This window comes from Polaromonas naphthalenivorans CJ2, from assembly GCF_000015505.1.
Classification (GTDB): domain Bacteria; phylum Pseudomonadota; class Gammaproteobacteria; order Burkholderiales; family Burkholderiaceae_C; genus Polaromonas; species Polaromonas naphthalenivorans.
On record NC_008758.1, the window covers coordinates 38,374 to 58,286 of the forward strand.

General features: G+C 60.9%; 14 protein-coding genes and 3 pseudogenes. 9 read left to right on the forward strand and 8 right to left on the reverse strand.

Annotated elements, in window-relative coordinates:
* Positions 1-124 precede the first annotated feature (124 nt).
* The 6 genes and pseudogenes from PNAP_RS28365 to PNAP_RS26270 all read right to left on the reverse strand — a co-directional run.
* Positions 125-382 (reverse strand): annotated as a pseudogene (locus PNAP_RS28365) (tyrosine-type recombinase/integrase); the annotation flags it as partial.
* 1,103 nt (positions 383-1,485) lie between these two features.
* Positions 1,486-2,625 carry a sensor histidine kinase gene (locus PNAP_RS22225; protein WP_198140734.1) on the reverse strand — a complete coding sequence of 380 codons (1,140 nt, stop codon included), beginning with the start codon at positions 2,623-2,625 and terminating at the stop codon, positions 1,486-1,488.
* A gap of 279 nt (positions 2,626-2,904) precedes the next feature.
* Positions 2,905-3,036: a hypothetical protein gene (locus PNAP_RS28180; RefSeq protein ID WP_269667362.1), complete on the reverse strand. Its 132-nt coding sequence runs from the start codon at positions 3,034-3,036 to the stop codon at positions 2,905-2,907.
* Between the two features lie 432 nt (positions 3,037-3,468).
* Positions 3,469-4,916, reverse strand: a pseudogene (locus PNAP_RS22235) (SLC13 family permease).
* Between the two features lie 351 nt (positions 4,917-5,267).
* Positions 5,268-8,060, reverse strand: a complete 2,793-nt coding sequence (locus PNAP_RS22240) for a cation-translocating P-type ATPase (protein WP_041377651.1) — start codon at positions 8,058-8,060, stop codon at positions 5,268-5,270.
* A gap of 146 nt (positions 8,061-8,206) precedes the next feature.
* Positions 8,207-8,425 carry a transposase gene (locus tag PNAP_RS26270; protein WP_011798212.1) on the reverse strand — a complete coding sequence of 73 codons (219 nt, stop codon included), beginning with the start codon at positions 8,423-8,425 and terminating at the stop codon, positions 8,207-8,209.
* Positions 8,426-8,524: 99 nt separating this feature from the next.
* On the opposite strand from PNAP_RS26270, the gene PNAP_RS22250 reads away from it, so the two are divergent.
* Positions 8,525-9,850 (forward strand): IS4 family transposase, encoded by a 1,326-nt coding sequence (locus tag PNAP_RS22250; protein ID WP_011798211.1) that lies wholly within the window; start codon positions 8,525-8,527, stop codon positions 9,848-9,850.
* A gap of 1 nt (position 9,851) precedes the next feature.
* On the opposite strand, the gene PNAP_RS22255 is transcribed toward PNAP_RS22250, so the two are convergent.
* Positions 9,852-10,136 carry a transposase gene (locus PNAP_RS22255; RefSeq protein ID WP_011798210.1) on the reverse strand — a complete coding sequence of 95 codons (285 nt, stop codon included), beginning with the start codon at positions 10,134-10,136 and terminating at the stop codon, positions 9,852-9,854.
* Positions 10,136-10,684, reverse strand: coding sequence for a winged helix-turn-helix domain-containing protein (locus tag PNAP_RS22260; RefSeq protein ID WP_011798209.1), 549 nt, complete (start codon positions 10,682-10,684; stop codon positions 10,136-10,138). The genes PNAP_RS22255 and PNAP_RS22260 overlap by 1 nt, the downstream gene beginning before the upstream one ends.
* 532 nt (positions 10,685-11,216) lie before the next feature.
* On the opposite strand from PNAP_RS22260, the pseudogene PNAP_RS22265 reads away from it, so the two are divergent.
* The 8 genes and pseudogenes from PNAP_RS22265 to PNAP_RS22305 form a co-directional block, all read left to right on the forward strand.
* A pseudogene (locus PNAP_RS22265) lies at positions 11,217-11,558 on the forward strand (transposase); the annotation flags it as partial.
* 232 nt (positions 11,559-11,790) lie between these two features.
* Positions 11,791-12,861, forward strand: coding sequence for an IS110 family RNA-guided transposase (locus PNAP_RS22270; RefSeq protein WP_011798207.1), 1,071 nt, complete (start codon positions 11,791-11,793; stop codon positions 12,859-12,861).
* A 1,884-nt stretch (positions 12,862-14,745) separates the two neighbouring features.
* Positions 14,746-14,982, forward strand: a complete 237-nt coding sequence (locus tag PNAP_RS22280) for a heavy-metal-associated domain-containing protein (RefSeq protein ID WP_011798205.1) — start codon at positions 14,746-14,748, stop codon at positions 14,980-14,982.
* Positions 14,979-15,839 (forward strand): polyphosphate kinase 2, encoded by an 861-nt coding sequence (ppk2, locus tag PNAP_RS22285; protein WP_011798204.1) that lies wholly within the window; start codon positions 14,979-14,981, stop codon positions 15,837-15,839. Before PNAP_RS22280 ends, ppk2 begins: the two co-directional genes overlap by 4 nt.
* 23 nt (positions 15,840-15,862) lie before the next feature.
* Positions 15,863-16,300, forward strand: a complete 438-nt coding sequence (locus tag PNAP_RS28030) for a heavy-metal-associated domain-containing protein (RefSeq protein WP_011798203.1) — start codon at positions 15,863-15,865, stop codon at positions 16,298-16,300.
* An 87-nt stretch (positions 16,301-16,387) separates the two neighbouring features.
* Complete coding sequence (locus tag PNAP_RS22295; protein WP_011798202.1) at positions 16,388-16,780, forward strand: hypothetical protein; 393 nt, start codon at positions 16,388-16,390, stop codon at positions 16,778-16,780.
* Between the two features lie 74 nt (positions 16,781-16,854).
* The gene (locus tag PNAP_RS22300) at positions 16,855-19,524 is read left to right on the forward strand and encodes a heavy metal translocating P-type ATPase (RefSeq protein ID WP_011798201.1); all 2,670 of its coding nucleotides are present in this window, start codon (positions 16,855-16,857) and stop codon (positions 19,522-19,524) included.
* Positions 19,521-19,910, forward strand: a complete 390-nt coding sequence (locus PNAP_RS22305; protein ID WP_041377654.1) for a hypothetical protein — start codon at positions 19,521-19,523, stop codon at positions 19,908-19,910. Before PNAP_RS22300 ends, PNAP_RS22305 begins: the two co-directional genes overlap by 4 nt.
* The last annotated feature ends 3 nt before the right edge of the window (positions 19,911-19,913 follow it).

Genomic DNA, 19,913 nt, shown 5'->3' on the forward strand with positions numbered 1-19,913 from the left:
ATCGAAAAGTCCGCTGCCGTTCATTGGCCTGAAAAAATTTCCTGACCAAAAGCATGACTCAACAGGAATAATTCCTTACCACCGTCCTGACTTTAATGCTGAGTGCATTCAATTTCAAATCCCTTTAGAGTCGGGCCGAAAACGCATCTCTCATCTGCCTGGCTCGCTTCGAATCGTCGCCATGTAGGTAAATGGAGGTGGTCGCAATGGACGCATGGCGCAAGTTGTCCCTGACGCTGGTCAGCTCCGCTCCCCTGGCCAGCGCGTGCGTGGCATGGGTGTGGCGCATCCAGTGCGGCGTCGCCCGACGAAGCTTTTGTGCCAACGCCGGGTTATCCACTTCGATTTGAAGAGCGGCTGTTTCAAAGAACCGTCGCATGAGGCCTCGCAGCCGCGTGGCTGTGATCGGCGCTTCGGTAACGCTGTCCAGGGTGGCAATCAATGGGCGTCGGGTGCCCATTGGGACGGTGTAGTTGGCAGGCCGCGCTGCACCAAATACCGGTCCAGCGCTGAACGCAGCAGCGGCGGCATGGCCACTTTGCCTGCCTTGCTGGCTGTCGGTTCACCTTCAATGTGTCACTTTTGAACTTTCAATTGGCACCAAATAGACCACGCAGATAGGTCATTTTCACTGGAGGCGCCTGGTAAAAAGGCGTTATCCAGAACAAATCTGTGCAGCCAAGCATTTTTCAAAATAAGTCCTTTCAATTGGCACAACCTTGCATTTGCTACCTTTAATGCGTCACCATCAGCAAACCAACCTGAAAGAAAGTGGAGATGCATCTTTTGTGAATTGCGGCCAATACCACCGTAGTTGCTGTTGACCGTCTGGGAGTCGTCATCAGGGTTGCCTTGATGGCTTGGTCTGGGTGCGGTTTCCTGCTACGGGCCGGATTGATGCGACCAACGCAGCCGATTTTAGAGCCCTGGGGCCACGCGATGAGAGGTAACTGAAAGGGCAGCCGTGGCTGTCACGTCAAACCAGACCTGGTTTTGATTAACCAAAAAGTCAGTTGTTGAATCCTTCGCTTGGTACTTCTGGAAGTACACAGCGAACTCCAGATCTGACGCTCACGATTGATTTGGTGACACATTGAAGGTATCAGTGCCAAATGAAAGTTCAAAAGTGACAGATTGAAGGTAAACCGACAGCCGCACTGGTCATCTTTGATAGCTTTTCCATGAGATGAGGCCGTGGATATTTAACAAACAGATTACTTTTTATTGCGAACCATGCTTGACTGCGCGTGGTCAGTTGACTTCGCCGACTTTTAAATTGCAACCGTTGGCCTCAATGAATCCCATGTATGTGCCGCACGTTGGCAGGTCGAAAGCCACACGCTTGCACTTGAAAATATGCCGAACGCCTTAGACTCGCTTTGACACGGGCGGGCGATTCTCAGCAAGCGGTGTGCCCCGGATCGATTGCTCTGCGAAACGTTGCAGATGGCCAAGCCAGGCAAGGACAGCGATTGTGGGACCGGTTCATGGGTTGACGGCGAGTCCGCGCCTGTCGCAAGGAATGTCAATCGAAAAGGTCGTGCCAGCCGCTTGCGAACTGTCCAGAACCACCGTGCCACCATGACGGGTAGCGACGTCCTGAACAAATGGCAAACCTAGGCCCCACCCTGGCTGGTCGTCGGCTCCGCTTCGGTTCAGGTAGCGGAAAATCTCCGCGCGTTTTTCTTTGGCAATGGGATTTCCACAGTTGTGCACCGAGATGATGGCGCGGCCATGGGTGTGGGCCACGTTGATCGTCACCACGGTGTTGCTCGCGCCATATTTCAGCGCATTGCCGGTCAGGTTTTCCAAGGCACGTTGCAGCAGGTCACGGTCCCACCAGCCACTAACGGGTTCGCCGGACACCTGGCATGAATTGGCGGTCGAATCGTTGAATTGTTCGCACACCAGGTGGGCCAGCGACAACGCGTCCCACTGCGTCACTCTCAAGCGGTCTGTGCCCACAGGCGGACGCTCCAGCGCATCGAGCTGTTCATTGAACATAGCTTCGAGCCGCCGCCCGTTGTCGATGATTTTTTTCGCCAGCGTTGCGATCTGCTCTTTGTCCACTCTTGTCAATAGGTGCGCGGCACCGACAATCACGGACAGCGGCGTTCTCATGTCATGCGTGAGCGTGGCGGCAATGCGTTCCCGAAAAGCCGACTGGATCGCCGTAAATTCATTGACCGAGTCGAAAATAGCTTGGTCGAACGAGCACTTGATGATGTCCATTTCCGCGCTGCTGAACACGATCGCGTGATGTGCGCAAACTGCCAAAAGCGAATCGCGCAAGAGATGATACTCATGGACCACTTCGACGACTTGGTATTCTGTGGTGCGTGCACGCTCGGCACCGTGTCCGGCCGCCGCGGTGGTGCCGTGGGCAGCGTTGTCTCGCGCAAACCCGGGGGACAAGGCTTCGACGATGTTGCCGTAAAACATCGGCAACGTGTCGAGCAGCACGGGGTGGGCTACGCTTTGGGCACCGGCAATGCTTTGCTTGACCTGCGCTTCCCAGTGCGCGAAAACCTCATCGCGCACCTCCAGCACGCTTCGCGCTTTCGTGGACAGATCCTGAGATTTTGAAGTCAGATCAGTTGATAGCAACTTGGACACAGTGGACATGGGCATTGTTTTATCGGAGCTTTTAAAGCCTGCGATGCTGAGGCTTTGCCAGATTTGATGTTTTATTGCGCCCTAAACCCCCTTCCCAAAAGGCCGGAATTGACCAGGAACTTAAGAAGTTTGTCATCAAAATACAGCCAGAGATTGTGCTAATGCTGGCGTGCCCCAGCCACTCCTGGACTTTGGGCGATCGTACCCTGGTGCTCCAACACATTGATGGCTGCCGTGGCGCTTGTGCCGCTCTCAGGCAACTGCAGCGTTTCTAGGCGAGTCCGCTTTTCACAAAACCAGCGGCAGCGTAACCGTGAACACGCTGCCTTCGCCCAGCCCTTCGCTTTGAGTTTCGACAGCCACGCCGTGCACGGCCATGATGTGCTTGACCAGCCCCAACCCCAGCCACCCAGGGGACATGGGGCAAGACACTGGGCACGATGCCGCTGCCGCTGCCGCTGCCGCTGCCGCTGCCGCTGCCGCTGCCGCTGACACGTAAGTGCACTTGGCCCTCACGCACTTCAAGGCTGAGTACGATTTCGCCAGGGGCGCCGTGGACTGGGCCGCGTTGTTCGGCAATGACCATGCTCCTGAAAAGCGTATCCCTTGCTGAGTGGGGCAAGGTCAGTCAACCGTCTTTGGTGGCAATGGTGGCAATGGAGGCATATGGCGGTGCGCATCACTGGGCGCGCTCCCTGCTGGGAGTTGGGCTTCAGGTCAAGCTGCTTCCAGCCAAGCATGTCAAAGCCTTCTTGCTTGCCGGGCAAGACCGATGCGCTTAATGGCCAAGCCGCTGCCGAACGTCGGTGTCGGCTTACCGCCTAGCTGGACCGTAGCGCAGAAGGTGAGAAGTCAGGATGGCTTGACCATGTAACCCATCCACGGCCAATAGGTGAGCGCAAACACCACCAGCAGGACCATCGCGGCCGCTGTGATCGCCAGCCCGGTGCGCACGAAGTCGCGCGCCTCGAACGTGTCCGTCCCATAAGCAATCATGTTCTGCGGCGCGTTCACCGTCAAGATAAAGCCGAAGCTGACCACGAACTGCAGCAGCATCGTCATGCCCACGACGTTGATGCCCGGCGTCTGGACTGCTGTCAACACGCTGATGACGATGGGAATCATGGTCGAGGCCAGTGCCGTGGCGCTGGCAAAGCCGAGGTGGATGACGATCAGGAACAGCGAGAGCAGCATCAAGATGGCGAATGCGCTGGCCTGCTGCAGCCCCAGGTGCGTCACGATCAGGTTGGCCAGCCAGCCGGCGGCGTGGGTTGTGAGCAGCGCCGTGCCCACGCTGATGCCGACCGCAAACAACACCACCGTGCCCCACGGGAAGCCGCGCTGCGACTGCTTCCAGTCCATCACGCCGATGCGCGGCAGCAGCATCAAGGCGATGGCGGCAATCGTGGTCGAGGTGGTATCGAAGTCATGCAGCACTTTCTCGGTCGACCAACATCCCAGCAGGGCGAGCACCACAAGCATCAATTTCCACTCGTTTCTCGTCATGGGACCGATGGCGTCCAGCTGCTGGCCGATGGTGGCCCGTCCGCCGGCGATTTCGCTCATCTCCGGCTTGAGCATCCGGGTCATGATGAAGTAGAGCGCCACGGTCAGCAGGGCCGAAAACGGCGCGCCGCGATGAACCACTCGGTCCAGGTGATGGTGGTGCCGAACTGCTTTTCGACAAAGCCGACCGCGACCATGTTTTGCGCTGCGGCCGTCTTGATTCCGACGTTCCAGACGCTGGCGGTCTGCGCCGCGGTGATCACCAGCAGCGCGGCAAAGCGGCTGCGCTTGTCGACCTTGAACGCCAGGATGAAGCCCATCATGATCGGCATCAGGCAAGCAACCCGCGCGGTGGTGCTCGGCACGATGAAGGAGAGCAAAAAGCCCACGGCCATAGCGCCGATCACGATGTGGTTGGTGCGCGCATCGACTCTGGACAGCACCACCAGCGCGATGCGCCGGTCCAGGCCGGTGACGGTCATGGCGGCGGCGATGAAGCACGCCGCCGCCACCAGCGCGACCGCGCTGCTCGAAAAACCCGACAAGGCCAGGCTGAGCGCCGCGCCGGTACCCATGCCAGTGCCGCTGGCCTGCGTGCCGGCGGGCGCGAAGGCCAGCAGGAAGATCATCAGCGCGCCGATCACGACGGCGCTCACGGCATAGTCGAGCGCCTCGGTCATCCACACGATCACGGCAAAGGCAAGGATGCCCAGCATCACCTGCCCGGCCGGGGGCAGTCCTGGCGCCGCGGGCATCCACACAATGGCAACGAGCGCTGCCAGCGCGGCCATCATTCCGATGCGCTTGACGAGGTTCCTGGAAGACGCTTCAGCCCATTTCGTTATACACAAGTCAAAAACTCTTTATAAATCAATCACTTACAAGCGATAAAAAATTGAGCAATGGGACAGCTGCGGATTACGAGAGTCCTTATGAATCAACGACTTAGCAGTGTCAACTGGAGCTGCCAGAAATCGGATTCCGACTTGTGTATAACGCAAAGGCTTCAGCCGGCGCCGAAGTTGCAGTTTGCATGGAGGGACTTCTTTTCAAGAATTATTTTGGACTTTGTGCCGGATGCATGGGTGCATGGGGTGGAACTCACCACTGCCGCAGCAAAGATGACTCCGGGATGCCATGGCACTTTACCGAAACCAGGCTCGGAGCATCCATTTGCGCATCTCGCCAAACCACAACACGGTGCTGCTCATCGCAAGGCAGCCTGCCCATTGCGCCAGCGTCAGCGGCTCGGTCCCAAAGGCCACGTTCAACCATCCGACGTGAACGACCAGCACCTGCAGGATCAACGACAAGGCGATCGCACCCCACAGCCAGGGATTGACGAACAGGTGATGGAATGCGCTGGTGGTTTCCGAGCGGGCGTTCAGGCTGTTGAACAGCTGGGCGAACACCAAGACCGTGAAGCCCGCAGTGCGGGCGTTGGCCAGGCTCTGCGAGCCTTCGATCAGCCCGCCGACAAGGTACATGTCGATCGTCAGCAAGGTAGCCAGCGCCATCACCAGGCCAATCTGGACCACGCCCCACCACATGCGCGCATCGATCGCACGCGCACTGGACTTGCGGGGTGGCCGCGCCATCACGTCCTCGGTTTCGGGGTCGATGCCCAGGGCCAGGGCCGGGCCGGAATCGGTGATCAGGTTGATCCACAGGATCTGGGTGGCCAGCAAAGGCAGCACCAGCCCTTCGCCCTGGCCGCTCAAGCCGATCACGCCAGCGCCCACCACGCCCAGGAACACGGTCAGCACCTCGCCCATGTTCGAGGACAGCAAGTAGCGCAGGAACTTGCGGATGTTGCCGAAGATGCCGCGGCCCTCGCGCACCGCCTCGACGATGGTGGCGAAGTTGTCGTCGGCCAGGATCATGTTGGCCGCTTCCTTGGTCACCTGCGTGCCGGTCATGCCCATCGCCACGCCGATGTCGGCCGCCTTGAGCGCTGGTGCGTCATTGACGCCGTCGCCGGTCATGGCCACGATGTTGCCGTCGGCCTGCAGCGCGGCCACGATGCGCAGCTTGTGCGCGGGTGCCACTCGCGCGTACACCGCGTGCTGGCGCACGGCGGCGCCAAAGGCCGCATCGTCCAGGGCGTCCAGATCGCTGCCGGTCAATGCCGGTGTGCCCGGCGCCACGATGCCCAGGTCGGCCGCGATGCGGGCGGCCGTGCGCGGATGGTCGCCGGTGATCATCAGCACCCGGATGCCGGCCCGGTGCGCCTCGCCGATTGCCTTGGCCGCTTCCGGACGCGGCGGGTCAATAATCCCGACCGTGCCGACAAAGATCAGCTCTTTCTCCAGTGCTTCGGCATCTTGCGGATCCTCGCCCGGGGCCAGGGGGCGGTAGGCCACCGACAAGGTGCGCAGCGCCTCGCCAGAGAGCCGGTCCACATCGCCCAAAGCCCGCGCGCGCAGCGCGTCATCGAAGGGAAGGACGTCCAACCCCACGCGCACGCGGGTGCAGCGTGCGAGCAGCACGTCGGGCGCGCCCTTGGTGATCACCATCAACGCATCGCCGTGCTCGTGGTCGCGCTCGATCGTGGACATCATCTTGCGCTCGGAGGTGAATGGGAGCTCGGCCACGCGCTCGAAGCGCTGTTGGCGCCGCGCCTGCACGCCCAGCTTGCGCTCGGCCACCAGAAACGCCGCTTCGGTCGGGTCTCCCTGGATTTCCCATGTGCCGTCCCCCAACTGGCGCAGGTCGGCATTGCTCGCCAGGCTGCCCCCGCTGAGCACCACGATGTGTTCGGCGTGCAGCGCACCGGCGCCCAACTCGGCGCCCTGGTGCTCCACCCGTCCGTTCGGCGTGTAGCCGACACCCGTCACGTGGGTGCTGCCCGAGGCGGTCATCACCCGCTCGATCGTCATCTCCGAGCGCGTGAGCGTTCCGGTCTTGTCCGAGCAGATGACCGAGGCCGAGCCCAGCGTCTCCACGGAGGACAGCTGCTTGACGATCGCATGGCGCCTGGCCATGCGCTGCACGCCCATGGCCAGCACCACGGACAAGATGGCCGGCAGCCCCTCGGGCACCGCTGCCACGGCCAGCGACACGCCCAGCAGCAGCACCGTGATGAGGTCGGCGCTTGTGCGCACCTCGAAGGCCAGGAGCACGGTGGCCATGACCACGAAAGCAATGATGACCACGGCGATGCCCAGCATGCGGCCGATCCGCGCGACCTCCTTTTGCAGCGGCGTGGGTTCTTCCCGGGTGCTGTCGAGCATCTGGGCGATCGAGCCCATCTGCGTGGCCATGCCGGTGGCCGTGACCACGGCCAGTGCAGTGCCCTGAGCCACTGCGGTCCCCTTGAACACCATGTTGAGCCGGTCGGCCAGCGCGCTCGGCTGCGCCAGCGTAGCCGCGTCCTTGAGCACGGCTTCGCTCTCGCCGGTGAGCGACGCCTCCTGCACGCGCAGTGACGCGGCGCGCACCAGGCGCGCATCAGCCCCCACGGCGTCGCCTTCGGCGAGGACCAGCAGATCTCCGCGCACCAGTTGCGCGCTGGGGATCTGGGTGGTCTGGCCGCCCCGCACCACCGCTGACGTCACCGCCGTCATCCGGGCCAGTGCGGCGACAGCGTTCTCGGCCTTGGCCTCCTGGGCGTAGCCGAGCACGCCGTTGAGCAGCACGATGGCTGCGATCACGCTCGCATCGACCGGCCAGCCTACGCGCCCTTCGATCCCCCAGGCGACCAGTGCCACCGCGATGGCTGCCAGCAGCAGGTAGATCAGCGGGTCCTGGAACTGCCCCAGGAGGCGGCGCCATGCGGGCACTTGCGGCGCCGCGCGCAGCTCGTTCGGGCCGTCGTGCGCCAGCCGGCGGGCTGCTTCTTGCGCCGTGAGACCCTTGTCGAGGTCCGTGTCCAGGCTTTGCGCCAGGTCGCCCGCATCTTGCAAGGAAGGGTCATTGGGTGCTGCTGGCTCGGTCATTGCTGGGGCTGCCTTCTGTTGCGAGGTCATGCAGGTGCATGCCCATTCCTGCCGAAGTATCGCGGGGATCGTTGACGTTGACGGTGGTGGCTCAGAGCTTGAGAGAATTGAACTGCTGGCCAAGCATTGATGCCACCCTTCTAATTCTATTTCTCATTAGGAACTGAATTAATAATCCAATCCCAGCCGGCAATGCTGTGCATGCGCTGGGGGTCTTCCTCGAATATTTTGAGGGCTTGGATGAGTTGGTCTTCCAGTGCATCGAGACTGCCAAAAACACGGTTGTGAAAGTGCTTCTCGCGCAGCTCATCCCAGATGTGCTCCTGTGGGTTGAGTTCGGGCGAGTACGGAGGCAGGAAATGCAACCGAAGGTTGTCGGGCAGTTGCAGCGCTCCGGCTTTATGCCCATCCCATTACACACATGCCCGTAATATAGGCAGCCGAGTAATTAAAGGGGCAAGTGCATGGGCTGGGCGGAGCACGAATTCGAGACGATTGATTTGGGCGACCCGCGTCTGAACCGGCGCGCCGTGCTGCTGGCCGAGCGGCTGGGGCAAAAGCCCGGTGCGAGCATTCCCGGGGCGTGCGAGAACTGGGCCGAGACGGCGGCGGCCTACCGCTTCCTGCGCAACGAGCAGGTCAGCTGTGAAGACGTGATGGCGGCCCACCGCCAGGCGACGGTGGCGCGCATGCGCGAGCACGCGGTGGTGCTGTGCCTGCAGGACACGACCGAGCTGGACTACAACGGCCAGGCGACGGTGGGCCTGGGGCCGCTGAGCTACGAGGCGCAGCGCGGATTGCTCCTGCACCCGACCTACGTGGTCACGCCCGAGCGCGAGCCGCTGGGGGTGATGAACGCCTGGACGTGGGCGCGTGAATTCAAGCAAGGCGACGCGCCGCGCGGCGGCGTACTTGAAAGCGTGCGCTGGATAGAGAGTTACGAGCGCATCGCCGAGCAGGCCAGCGAGCTTCCCGGCACGCGTCATGTGTGCATCGGCGACCGCGAGTCGGACATGCTGGCGCTGCTGGTGATGGCGCGCAAGATGGACCATGCGGCCGACTACCTGGTGCGCTGTCAGCACAACCGGGTGCTGCCCGAAGGGGGCAAGCTGTGGGACGAGGTCATGGCCGGCGCGCCGCTGGGGCGTATACGCTTTGAGATGCCGGCTGGGCGCGGGCGCAAGGCCCGCGCGGTCGAGCAGGAGGTGCGCGCCCGGCGTGTCCTGCTGCCCGACCGCCAGGGCGGCGAGCTGGAAGTGACCTGCCTGATTGCCTCGGAGGTCAATGCGCCGGCAGGCGCCAAGCCGGTGGTCTGGCGGCTGCTGACCAACCGGGTGGCATCCACGCTGCAGGACGCAGTGGAGCTCATCAATTGGTACCGCGCTCGATGGGAAATTGAGCTTTTTTTCTTGGTGCTCAAGGAGGGCTGCCGGGTCGAGCGCTTGCAGCTGGCCGACACCGAGCGGCTGCAGACCGCGCTGGCGCTGTATATGGTGATTGCCTGGCGCATCAACCGCCTGATGCGGCTGGGACGCACGTTGCCCGACTTACCGGCAGACCTGTTGTTCGAGCCCGACGAGTGGCGAGCGGCGTTCATCCTGAACAAAAAGCCCGTGCCCCGGCAGACTCCCCCACTCAACACCGTGGTGCGCCTGATTGCCCAGCGCGGCGGCTTTCTGGGCAGAAAGCACGATGGCGAACCGGGCGCCAGGACGATTTGGCTGGGCATGCAGGAGATTGCCGTCTTCGTCGAGGGTGCCCGTTATGCACGCCAGCTCAACGATGGGTGACTTATGTGTAATGGGATGCTTTATGCCAGCCCGCGCCATCGACGACCATGATGATGTTCTGCACGGGGTAACGACTTGCGACCTCGTCGATGAACAGCTGCATGCACAGGGCGTTGACGTGGGGCAGCACCAAGGAGTCTAGGCGCCCATCGAGAGGGCTGACCGCTGCGTAGGCGTACACGTACTCGTGCGTGAGCATCGCCTTGACCAGGGGACGCAAGGGCTTTTTGCACCAGCAGCGGCGTGAGTCGCTTATGCGGCCAAAACGCGCCTCGTCCTGAAACATCACCCGGATGGGTTGTTGTCTGGGGAATCGGGCGCGCACTTGCGCCAGATCGGACGAGAGTTTTTTTTCCACGCTTCGCGTGCCTGTGCGTTGCCTTGCGGGTGCTCGGTGTCGGGCGCCACCTTGCGCCAGCCGTGGCGCGCCAGCATGCGGTACACCCCGGACAGGGAAACGCTGTGGCCCAGGTGGGCCTCGATTTTCTCTTTCAGTTCCGGGATGACCAACACCGCGCCTTGGGCAGCGCCGGCCAGCGCCGCGTCCAGCGCCGCCGCTTCGGCCTGCAGCGTGCTTTGGGCACGATTGCGCAGCTCTGTTTTTTTGCGACGCGTGGCACGTAGCCCGCTGGCGCGAGCACAAAAATCGGTGCGCAGGGCGCAAGTGGTGTGCCTGGAGCGGCCCAGCACCAGGGCGGTTTGCGTCAGGTTCAATCCAGCCTCCAGGGGCAACAAAACGGCCAGCGCAATGCGCAACTCATCGGCCGTGCGGGCCTCGTCGCGTGCCTTGCGCGCTGCTTCGAGACTGCCTTGTCCTGTGAACGGTCGGGCCATGACTGCTCCTCAATTTAGAGCAAATATTATCGTTAATTTCATTGGGAAATGGAATAAATCACGCCTTCGCGTGTCATTCTCGCGAAGGGCTTGAGCGAATTCAGTACGCCCCTGGCACATGCCTCGAGCACTGGCGTCACCATGACAATATCGCCAAAGCCACTGGGAAGCACATCAATGCTGCGCCCCTTCTGCAGAGCGCACATCATGCTTTCAGTACCCCCGTTACTTAAACCATCCTGGGAATGGCCCCGACTTGACAAGGCTTGACAGTTTTGATGCTGCCTGGTTCTTCTGCCATCGACTGGTCAGCTCAATGCTGGACACACAGGCCACCTGACTGGATTGCTCAATCAGTTCGTACACTCGGTGTATGGGACGCAGTCAGAGGGGGAGGCACGGCTTACTCACTGCCGTTTTGTCATCGGTGATGAACAACATGCTTCCCATTGCTCGCCAGCGCTCTGAGGCAACCCTGACGGCGTACCGCACCGGCAAAAGCGACCTGGCCGCCGCGCTGTCAGCTCGGCGCGACGAAACCGCTATCACGCTGGGCGCGGACAAAGGCTATGACGCGCAGGAGTTCATCGAGGCCTGCCTGTCGATGGGCGTCACGCCGCATGTGGCGCAAAACACTTCAGAGCGGCGCTCGGCCGTGCCCGATGCGATTGCCCAAATTGAAGGCTACGCCATCTCGCAACAAAAAAGAAAGCTCATCGAGCAGGGATTTGGCTGGGCCAAAACAGTGGGCGGGATTCGCCAGGTGATGGTGCGTGGCCTGGAACGCGTGGACCAGATGTTTGTGCTGACGATGGCCGCCTACAACCTCACGCGCATGCGCACGTTGGGACAAATCCGTCTGCAGGGGCAATAAGTGGATAAAAAAGGCGTCAAGAGCGGTTCACGTCAGAAGCCGCCACGTCAAAAGACGCTGTGATTTCCAAATATGAAAAATAACCGCAAAAACAAACTACTTCAAGCCAGTTGCTGCGCTAGCACAGTCAGTATTTCAGCAAATACGAAGGGACTGCCCACTTTCTGGTGACGGCATCAAGTGCCAAGATTAGATTGCGGAAGTCAATCTAACCTTTGAAAGGGGAAGTGCCATGAGCGAAATTACACGAGTTGGAGTGGATTTGGCGAAATCCGTGATCCAGGTCAATGCTGTTGATGCTGATGGAAAAGTTGTCACCAACCGGCAGCTTAGCCGGGACAAGTTTGTGCCGTGGTGCGCGCAGCTACCGGCAGGCTGCCTGGTGGCGATGGAGGCCTGTGCAGGCTCCCACCATTGGGCCCGCAAACTCATGGCTTTGGGGTTGAACGTAAAAATCATCGCACCCCACCTGGTAGCACCCTATCGTCTGCAGGGCAAGGGCGGCAAGAATGACGCCAATGATGCCGCAGCCATTTGCGAAGCGGCGTCCAGGCCAACCATGCGCTTTGTACCGGTCAAAACCACGGTTCAGCAAGGCATGTTGTGCGTGCACAGACTGCGCGAGGGGTTGAAAGAAGAACGCACCGCGAGCATCAACCGCATCCGGGGCATGTTGGCTGAGTTCGGTCTGGTGGCGTCCAGGAGCCCGGACAAATTGCGCGAGAAGTTGACCGACATGCTGGAGGACGCCGGTAATGATCTATGCGGATTGGCGCGGCTGGTCGTTCAAGAGGACTATGACCACTGGAAAGACCTTGATGGGCGCATCAAGTGGTGCGATGAACGTATCAACGCGCATGTCAAGGATGACGCGCAAGCCAAGGCTGCCAAAGAGCTCATGGGCGTTGGCCCGGTAACAGCCTCGGCTGTGGTGGCAACAGTGGGCGACTTCAATCAGTTCAAAAATGGTGCGCAGTTTGGAGCCTGGTTGGGATTGACGCCAAGACAAAACTCCAGCGGGGGCAAAAACAGTCTGGGTGGCATCACCAAGCGCGGCGACATGTACCTGCGCATGTTGCTGATACAGGGTGCAAAGTCAGTGGTGATGACAGCACAAAAGCGCGATGACCCTATTTCAAAGTGGCTGTATCAACTGCGAGAGAAGTCGGGCTGGCAAAAGGCGGCCGTGGCAATGGCAAACAAAAATGCACGCATCTTGTGGGCCATGATGACCAAAGGGAGCCGCTTTGATCCCAGGCATGTGAGTGTCAACCCAGCTGGTGCGGCAACAGCAACGACGTAGTTGAGTCGACAGGTATATTTCTGCAGGACGTGAAATTGAAGATGCAGTAGACAGGTCAGACCGGTGGTGGGAAAACTCGATAGCAGGCAAGGGAATGCTTGGGCATCGTCCCGTTCAGCAAATGGAGTCCCGCCAAGCGGTTCGTATCTGGGGTCGCACTATCCGTGCAATAAGCCCGTCTGTAAGTGTGCAGTCTGTTCCTCGTTTCCTAGCCGCTTCACCTTACGCTAATGCTGAATGCTGAATGCTGTAATCAAGGAAATGCAATTCAATCAGTAATACTTGACTGTGTGGGTCGTCCCTGTAAGCCTGCTAGGACACTGCCCGCACTGCGGCTCGGTTAGTCAACGACTAAATTTATGACATAGTAAAAATAGGAGTGCGCCTAACATCCGATGGATCATTGACAGGCAAGTGTCCGGGCCTGCCACCTCTGCGAGCAAGAACTGGACAAGATGAAAGGCTGACAAAGTCACTTTGAGGGCTGGCCCAACCGCCGCGCCCGCCCTTGTCGACTGGCTTGCGACGACCAGCGTCAGCTGGGCTACACGCGGAGCCTGTACACGCACCGCGCCGCCAACTAACGCTTCCATGATGGGACAGGGATGTAAGTCTGCAGTTAACTTGCACTGTTCAACGAGGTCAGCGAGCGCTCTTTTCAATCGTCGTAGATCGGGGACTTTTGACTGGACCTACTCCGCAGTCGGGCAGCTCCCAATTTCCCCTACGACTCCAAATCAATCAAAAAGTTCGGCGTGCGCTTTTCTGGTCTCAACCGCACGATCTGCGCTGGTCACCCAAACCTTGTTTGCGCTGGATCAACCGATATTTCGACAAGTTTTCGTAAACTAAGCGCAAGTACAGCGTTAAGTTCGGTAACGCACAGACGTTTTTCTCACACTGCGTGCATACTGGCAGCTGGACCGATTAACGGAGTCGTCATGCCGCTTAAAAAAGACATTACTTGATGAAGAAATTCCTCGTCAACGCTCAAATGTGTTTTGACGTCCCAATGCGCGCACGAATTCCTTGCTCGAAGAACAGCCCCGAGCTTTGGTACTGACCGCAGACGCTAAATAGTTTACATGTTGCTGCGCTCAAATACCCGTACCAGGTGCCATACCGCCTGCATGATGTTGGTGGTTTGGCTATTCACGTTGGCGTCAGGAACAGTCAACGCTTGTTTGCTGGAGGCGCGCGTAAGCCACAGCCAAGGAACACTGGCGGTGCAACTGCCGGCGACGGACGCAGTGCATGGAATAGCCCAGAACCATGCTGTTGGCACTGTCCACGACGAATATGATCCCGCTGCGGAACCTGCCAAGCAATCGTGCCTGAAGGCCTGTGAAGAGGGTTCTTTGTCGCTAATGAAGCAGCCTTCCAGCCTCGACACGCCACACCTTGTGTTGGCGCATTTCGTGTCAGCCGCATGGTTTGCAGAAAGGCACGTTTCGACTTTGTTTAGTCGAGCGAATGATCTTCGCATCCCGGAATACGGGCCACCCATCAGAGTGCTCTACTCGCGCCTGGCCCTATAGCCTCTTGGGGCAAATCCGGCATCTCGCAATCCGCGACTCATGCCTCCGGTTGCAAGCGTCTTGACCCTGTACCCAAGTACAGGCTGCACCGCCAGCTCCCCACAACCAAGACACCGGGTATTGCTACCCACCTTCCTGCATCAGGAGCCTCGCATGAACTTCATGTCCTCACTCGCCCTTGCCATTGGCACCGCCGTCATCGCGACCACCATTGTCCAGATGGCATGGACTACTGTCAGGCAATGGAGATTCGCACCCAAATCACCCGCTACCGCTTCCCTGCAACACCAAAGAATTGACGAGGTCACACCGGGGCCTGACCCCCTCAGTTCAAGGAGAATTCACCATGCAAACCCTCAAATTTGATGTCCACGGCATGGCCTGCGGCGGCTGCAGCGGCAGCGTGCAGCGCGCACTCAGCAAGATCGATAGCGTCAGCCAGGTCGATGTCACGCTGCGCCCCGGCGCCGCCACCCTGGAGGCCGATACCACGCGCGTGACGGCTACCCAGATCGAAGCCGCGATCAGTAGTCTTGGCTATCAAGCCAAACTGCACCCGTCAGAGGTGCGGTCCACGTCATGAGCAAGAAGGAACACAAGGACGAGCACCACGGTGCGTCCAGCGACCACCGCAACCTGTCTGCCGCGCCCGCAGTGGACGCGGTGGACGAGAAGTTGGCGATCTCGTCCAAGCAATACCACGCGCAGCTTCATCTTCTGCAGGTCGAGTTGGTGAAGCTGCAGCGTCACTTCATCGGATGCGGCGACAAGATTCTGGTGCTGGTCGAGGGCCGCGACGCCGCCGGCAAGGACGGCAGCATCAAGCGCATCGTCAAACACCTGAGCCCTCGGGAGACGCGTGTGGTCGCGCTCGGCAAGCCCTCCGACCGGGAACTGCGCAGCTGGTACTTCCAGCGCTACATCGCCCAACTCCCGGTGGCCGAGGAGTTCGTCCTCTTCAACCGCAGTTGGTACAACCGCGCTGGTGTCGAGCACGTCATGGGCTTTTGCTCCAAGGAAGAGCATGAAGAGTTCATGCTTTCGGTGCCGAAGTTCGAGGAGATGCTGGTCAACTCGGGCATCAAGGTGCTTAAGTATTACCTCGACATCGACAAGGACGAACAGGTGAAACGCCTGGCTGAACGCCACAGCGACCCGCTCAAGCAATGGAAATCCAGCCCCATTGATGCCGTAGCGGTCCAGCACTGGAAGGCGTATTCGGCAGCACGCGACGCGATGCTGCTGCGCACCCATACCGCCATCGCGCCGTGGCACATCGTGCGGACGAACAACAAGCGATTGGCGCGCTTGAACCTGATCCGCGACATCTTGTCCCGGCTCCACTACGCTGGCAAGAAGAACAAGCTCGTCCAGCCCGATGCAGACGTTGCGTTTGAGTTCACGCCCGACTGTATCGGGTCACAGCGCCTGGCTCGCTGAACCCCATTCACCAAGGAACCACCATGAAAACCAGCTCCATTGAAGTGCACGACATGCTGTCGGTATTGAGCGTCGACGAAGTCGAAAAGCGAATCGGCGAGGTGCCCGGTGTCCAGAGCGTGACCGTGAACTTTGCGGCCGGCAGCGCTACCGTGCGCTATGACGAGACACAGCTCGAAGCGACCGATATCAAGTCGGCCGTGCGCCAACGCGGCCATGACGCGGCCACGCCCGCTGGTACCGCACTGAAAGAGGGGCACGCTGGACATGCACCACCTGCCGCGCCGTCCGAATCCCCCAAGTCGGCAGCACCGACGAGTGCCCCGGGCGCACCAGCGGCCACGGGTCCTGCCGATGCGGCACCGCCGGACCCGGCAGCGCCATCGACCACGCCAGATGCGCCGGATGCTGCGCCTGCGGGCGATGCCCAAGCAGACAAAACTGCAGCCGAGAAAGGTTAGCGCCGTTTTCAGCTCTCCAAACCGAACGCATGTGGCATTTGACCCAGCCACTTTAATGGGCCAGCAATTGCTCTTCTGGAGATCACCATGACGACAGCGACCGCTTCACAACGCAACGTGCTAGCTTTGCCACCTGCGTTGATAACCGCCCAGGCAGCGATGCAATCGGCCGAAGTGCAGGAGATGCTGCGCCAGCTGTCCGCGTACGGGCTGGGCATCTGTATGCCGCATATGCACGACGAAGCCACCGGCGAATTCCAGCCGCTTCCCGATGAGATCATGCAAGTAGAGGCTGGCCTGGCGGTGAGCTTCCAACCCACAGCAGAAATCGCCAGGCAGGCAGGCCGATTTCTACCCGTAGCCTGGGTTTGGCGTGATGGCGTGTCGATGCCGTCGGCCGTCTGCGAGATGGTGCAGAACGAAGACGGTCCAGACGATGAGATGCCCACTGTCAAACATAAGATGCCAACACGGAACTAATCCTGTTTAGGCGCTCAGCCAGTTTCATGGCACCGGCAAAGACCCCTGCACATGAATCCGACCAAGGAAACACCATGAAGACCAGCGTCATCGAAGTTCACGCCATGCTGTCGGTGTTGAGCGTGGACGAAGTGGAGAAGCGCATCGGCGAGGTGCCGGGCGTCGAAAGCGTGACGGTGAATTTCGCCGCCAAGAACGCCACCGTGCGCTACGACGAGACCCGGCTCGAAGTTGCCGACATCAAGTCCGCTCTTCGCCGGCGCGCGCACGAACCCACCACGCCCGCTGGGCCTGCGTCTAATACCGGGCCAGCTGGCCATGACGTTGACCCTGCCCCCCTTGCTGCCGCGCTGCCAGCGGTACCGGTGGCCCCGGCAGCTGCTCAAGCCGCATCGGCCACACCAGCCGTACAAGCCACACCAGGCGAGACGGCGACGCCCAGCGCTGACGCCATGCCTGCGGGCATGGCGATGCCTGATATGGCTCCGCCCGCTGCCGACGCTGTCAGTCCACCCAAGCCAAGCACTTCTCACGATTCGGCCGCGCCGGTGCCGGCTACATCCTTGTTTCAGAAACTGAAGTCGTGGTTTTCGCCGGCAACTGCTGAAGACAAGGCGGCTTCGCCGGCCCCAGTCGCGGCCGACCACAAGGGTCACGCCGCCCACGGCGGTACATCGTCGCCGATGTCGTCAGACATGGCCCAGGAAATGGGTCATGGCAGCAACATGGACCTCCCAGCCATGGTCCGCGACATGCGCAACCGCTTCTGGATTTGCCTGGTGTTTGCGGTACCGATTTTCATCTACTCGCCAATGGGCAATATGTTCCCGGCACCGACACCGCCCTTTGGCCTGCCGCTCAACCAGTGGCTGTTCGGGCTGGCCAGTGCCGCAGTTATCTACCCGAGTTGGCCGTTCTTCGTCTCCGCCTGGCGTGGGCTTAGGAAGGGCACGCTCGGCATGGCCGCTTTGATTGTTTTAAGCGTAGGCACCGGCTACCTGTTCAGCGTCGGCGCCACCTTCTTTTTCGAGAGCGACCAGTTCTTCGAAGCAGTCTCCGTGCTGCTGGTATTTATCCTGCTCGGCCACTGGCTGGAGATGCGCGCCCGTGCCGGTGCGTCGTCGGCGATCAAGGCGCTGATGAATCTGGCACCTGCCAAAGCCTTCGTGCTGCGCAAGGGCGTTGAAGTTGAGGTGGCAACTGCCGACGTGGTGGTCGGTGACACTGTCGTCATCCGCCCCGGCAACAAGATCCCGGTGGATGGCACGGTCGAGTCAGGCGATTCACTGGTTGATGAATCGATGCTCACCGGCGAGTCAATGCCGGTGCAAAAAGGCCCCGGCGCCAAGGTGGCCGGTGCGACCATCAATACCAGCGGCACCTTTCGCTACAAGGCCACCAAGGTCGGCTCCGACACTGCCCTGGCCCAGATCGTCAAGCTGGTGCAGGAGGCGCAGAACTCCAAGGCGCCGGCGCAACTGCTGGCCGACAGGGCCGCGCAGTGGCTGGTGGTCGCCGCCATCGCCGTCGGGCTCGTGACCTTCGCGGTGTGGTTCTGGTGGATCGGCCAGCCGCTGCTGTTTGCCGTGACGCTGACCATCACAGTCTTCGTCATTGCCTGCCCCGATGCGCTGGGCCTGGCGACACCGATGGCGGTGATGGTGGGCACGGGACTGGGCGCGGCCAACGGCATCCTGTTCAAGAACGCTTCCGCGCTGGAAGACGCCACCAAGCTTAACGTCATCGTCTTCGACAAGACCGGCACGCTCACCGTGGGCAAGCCCGAGGTGGTGGACATGGTGATGGCCGAAGGCATCACCGAGGACGTGCTGCTGGTCGCGGCTGCGGCCGTCGAGCAAGGATCGGCTCACCCCTTGGCGCAAGCGGTCTTGCGACGCGCTGCAAAGCTGCAGGTCGTCACCCCGACCGGGTTCAAGAGCATAGACGGCCAGGGCGCGCAGGCGCAAACCGCCGCCGGCATGGTCTTCCTCGGCAACCGCCTGCTGATGGACACCCAGAAGCTTGCGCTTGGGGCCCTGCAAGCTGACGCCGCGCGGCTGCAAGGCGAAGGCCGCACGGTGGTGCACGTGGCGCAGAACGGCAAGGTGATCGGGCTCATCGCCATCGCCGATGCCATTCGGCCCACCGCCAAGGCCGCGGTGGCCAAGCTACGCGAGCGCGGCATCGAGGTCGTGATGCTCACCGGCGACAACGCCGGCACCGCCAAGCGCATCGCCGCCGACCTGGGCATCACCAGCGTGCTGTCCGATGTATTGCCCGGTCAGAAGGCCGCCAAGATCAAGGAACTGCAGGCCACGGGAAAACGGGTCGGGATGGTCGGTGACGGTGTCAACGATGCGCCCGCCTTGACCCAGGCCAACGTGGGATTTGCCATCGGCGCCGGCACCGACGTGGCGATGGACAGCGCCGATGTGGTGCTGATGAAGAGTGACCCCTACGACATCGTCGGCGCCATCGAACTGTCGCGCGCGACGCTGCGCAAGATGCACCAGAACCTGTGGTGGGCGGTGGGCTACAACGTGGTCGCCTTCCCGCTGGCCGCAGGGGTGCTCTATCCCTTCACGCTGTCACCCGAGATCGCGGCACTGTCGATGTCGGGCAGCTCGGCGGTGGTGGCCATCAACGCGCTGCTGCTCAAGCGCACCAAGCTGGCCGGGATCAAGAGCGCCAAGCCCAAAGCCGCCGCTCCTGTGGCGTCGGATGCCGCTGGGGCGACTGCATGAACGAGCAAAGGCCCATTGCGGTCCGCATCTCGATTGCTGCGGATCGCGCCGCAGCCTACACCAACGGCACCGTGGCGCCTGTGCAGGACCTGCTACCCGCATTGCCGGCGTTGCAGCGCGGCGTCAAGGAATCGTCCGACCTGCTAACGCGGCTATTTCGCGTCTTCGATGGAAGCCTTGCGCTACGCTTGTGGAACGGCACCACCTTGAGCTTGGGCAACGCGGGGCGTGTCAACCTGCGTCTGTCGTTCACGTTGGTGCGTCGGCACCCGAGCGTGGTCCGGTCGCTGGTCCTTGGGCGTGACCCGATGCCGTTGGTACCCGGGAACTGGCGCAATATTTCCGCCTGTCGGCCCAACGCAGGCGATCGATCAGTCGCGTCATGACAC

Bases quoted from the DNA above. Each gene is read 5' to 3' on its own strand.
- PNAP_RS22225 (WP_198140734.1), bottom strand. From the start codon at position 2,625: ATGTCCACTGTGTCCAAGTTGCTATCAACTGATCTGACTTCAAAATCT.
- PNAP_RS28180 (WP_269667362.1), bottom strand. From the start codon at position 3,036: ATGTCCCCTGGGTGGCTGGGGTTGGGGCTGGTCAAGCACATCATGGCC.
- PNAP_RS22240 (WP_041377651.1), bottom strand. From the start codon at position 8,060: ATGACCGAGCCAGCAGCACCCAATGACCCTTCCTTGCAAGATGCGGGC.
- PNAP_RS22250 (WP_011798211.1), top strand. From the start codon at position 8,525: ATGGGCTGGGCGGAGCACGAATTCGAGACGATTGATTTGGGCGACCCG.
- PNAP_RS22255 (WP_011798210.1), bottom strand. From the start codon at position 10,136: ATGTTTCAGGACGAGGCGCGTTTTGGCCGCATAAGCGACTCACGCCGC.
- PNAP_RS22260 (WP_011798209.1), bottom strand. From the start codon at position 10,684: ATGGCCCGACCGTTCACAGGACAAGGCAGTCTCGAAGCAGCGCGCAAG.
- PNAP_RS22270 (WP_011798207.1), top strand. From the start codon at position 11,791: ATGAGCGAAATTACACGAGTTGGAGTGGATTTGGCGAAATCCGTGATC.
- PNAP_RS22280 (WP_011798205.1), top strand. From the start codon at position 14,746: ATGCAAACCCTCAAATTTGATGTCCACGGCATGGCCTGCGGCGGCTGC.
- ppk2 (WP_011798204.1), top strand. From the start codon at position 14,979: ATGAGCAAGAAGGAACACAAGGACGAGCACCACGGTGCGTCCAGCGAC.
- PNAP_RS28030 (WP_011798203.1), top strand. From the start codon at position 15,863: ATGAAAACCAGCTCCATTGAAGTGCACGACATGCTGTCGGTATTGAGC.
- PNAP_RS22295 (WP_011798202.1), top strand. From the start codon at position 16,388: ATGACGACAGCGACCGCTTCACAACGCAACGTGCTAGCTTTGCCACCT.
- PNAP_RS22300 (WP_011798201.1), top strand. From the start codon at position 16,855: ATGAAGACCAGCGTCATCGAAGTTCACGCCATGCTGTCGGTGTTGAGC.
- PNAP_RS22305 (WP_041377654.1), top strand. From the start codon at position 19,521: ATGAACGAGCAAAGGCCCATTGCGGTCCGCATCTCGATTGCTGCGGAT.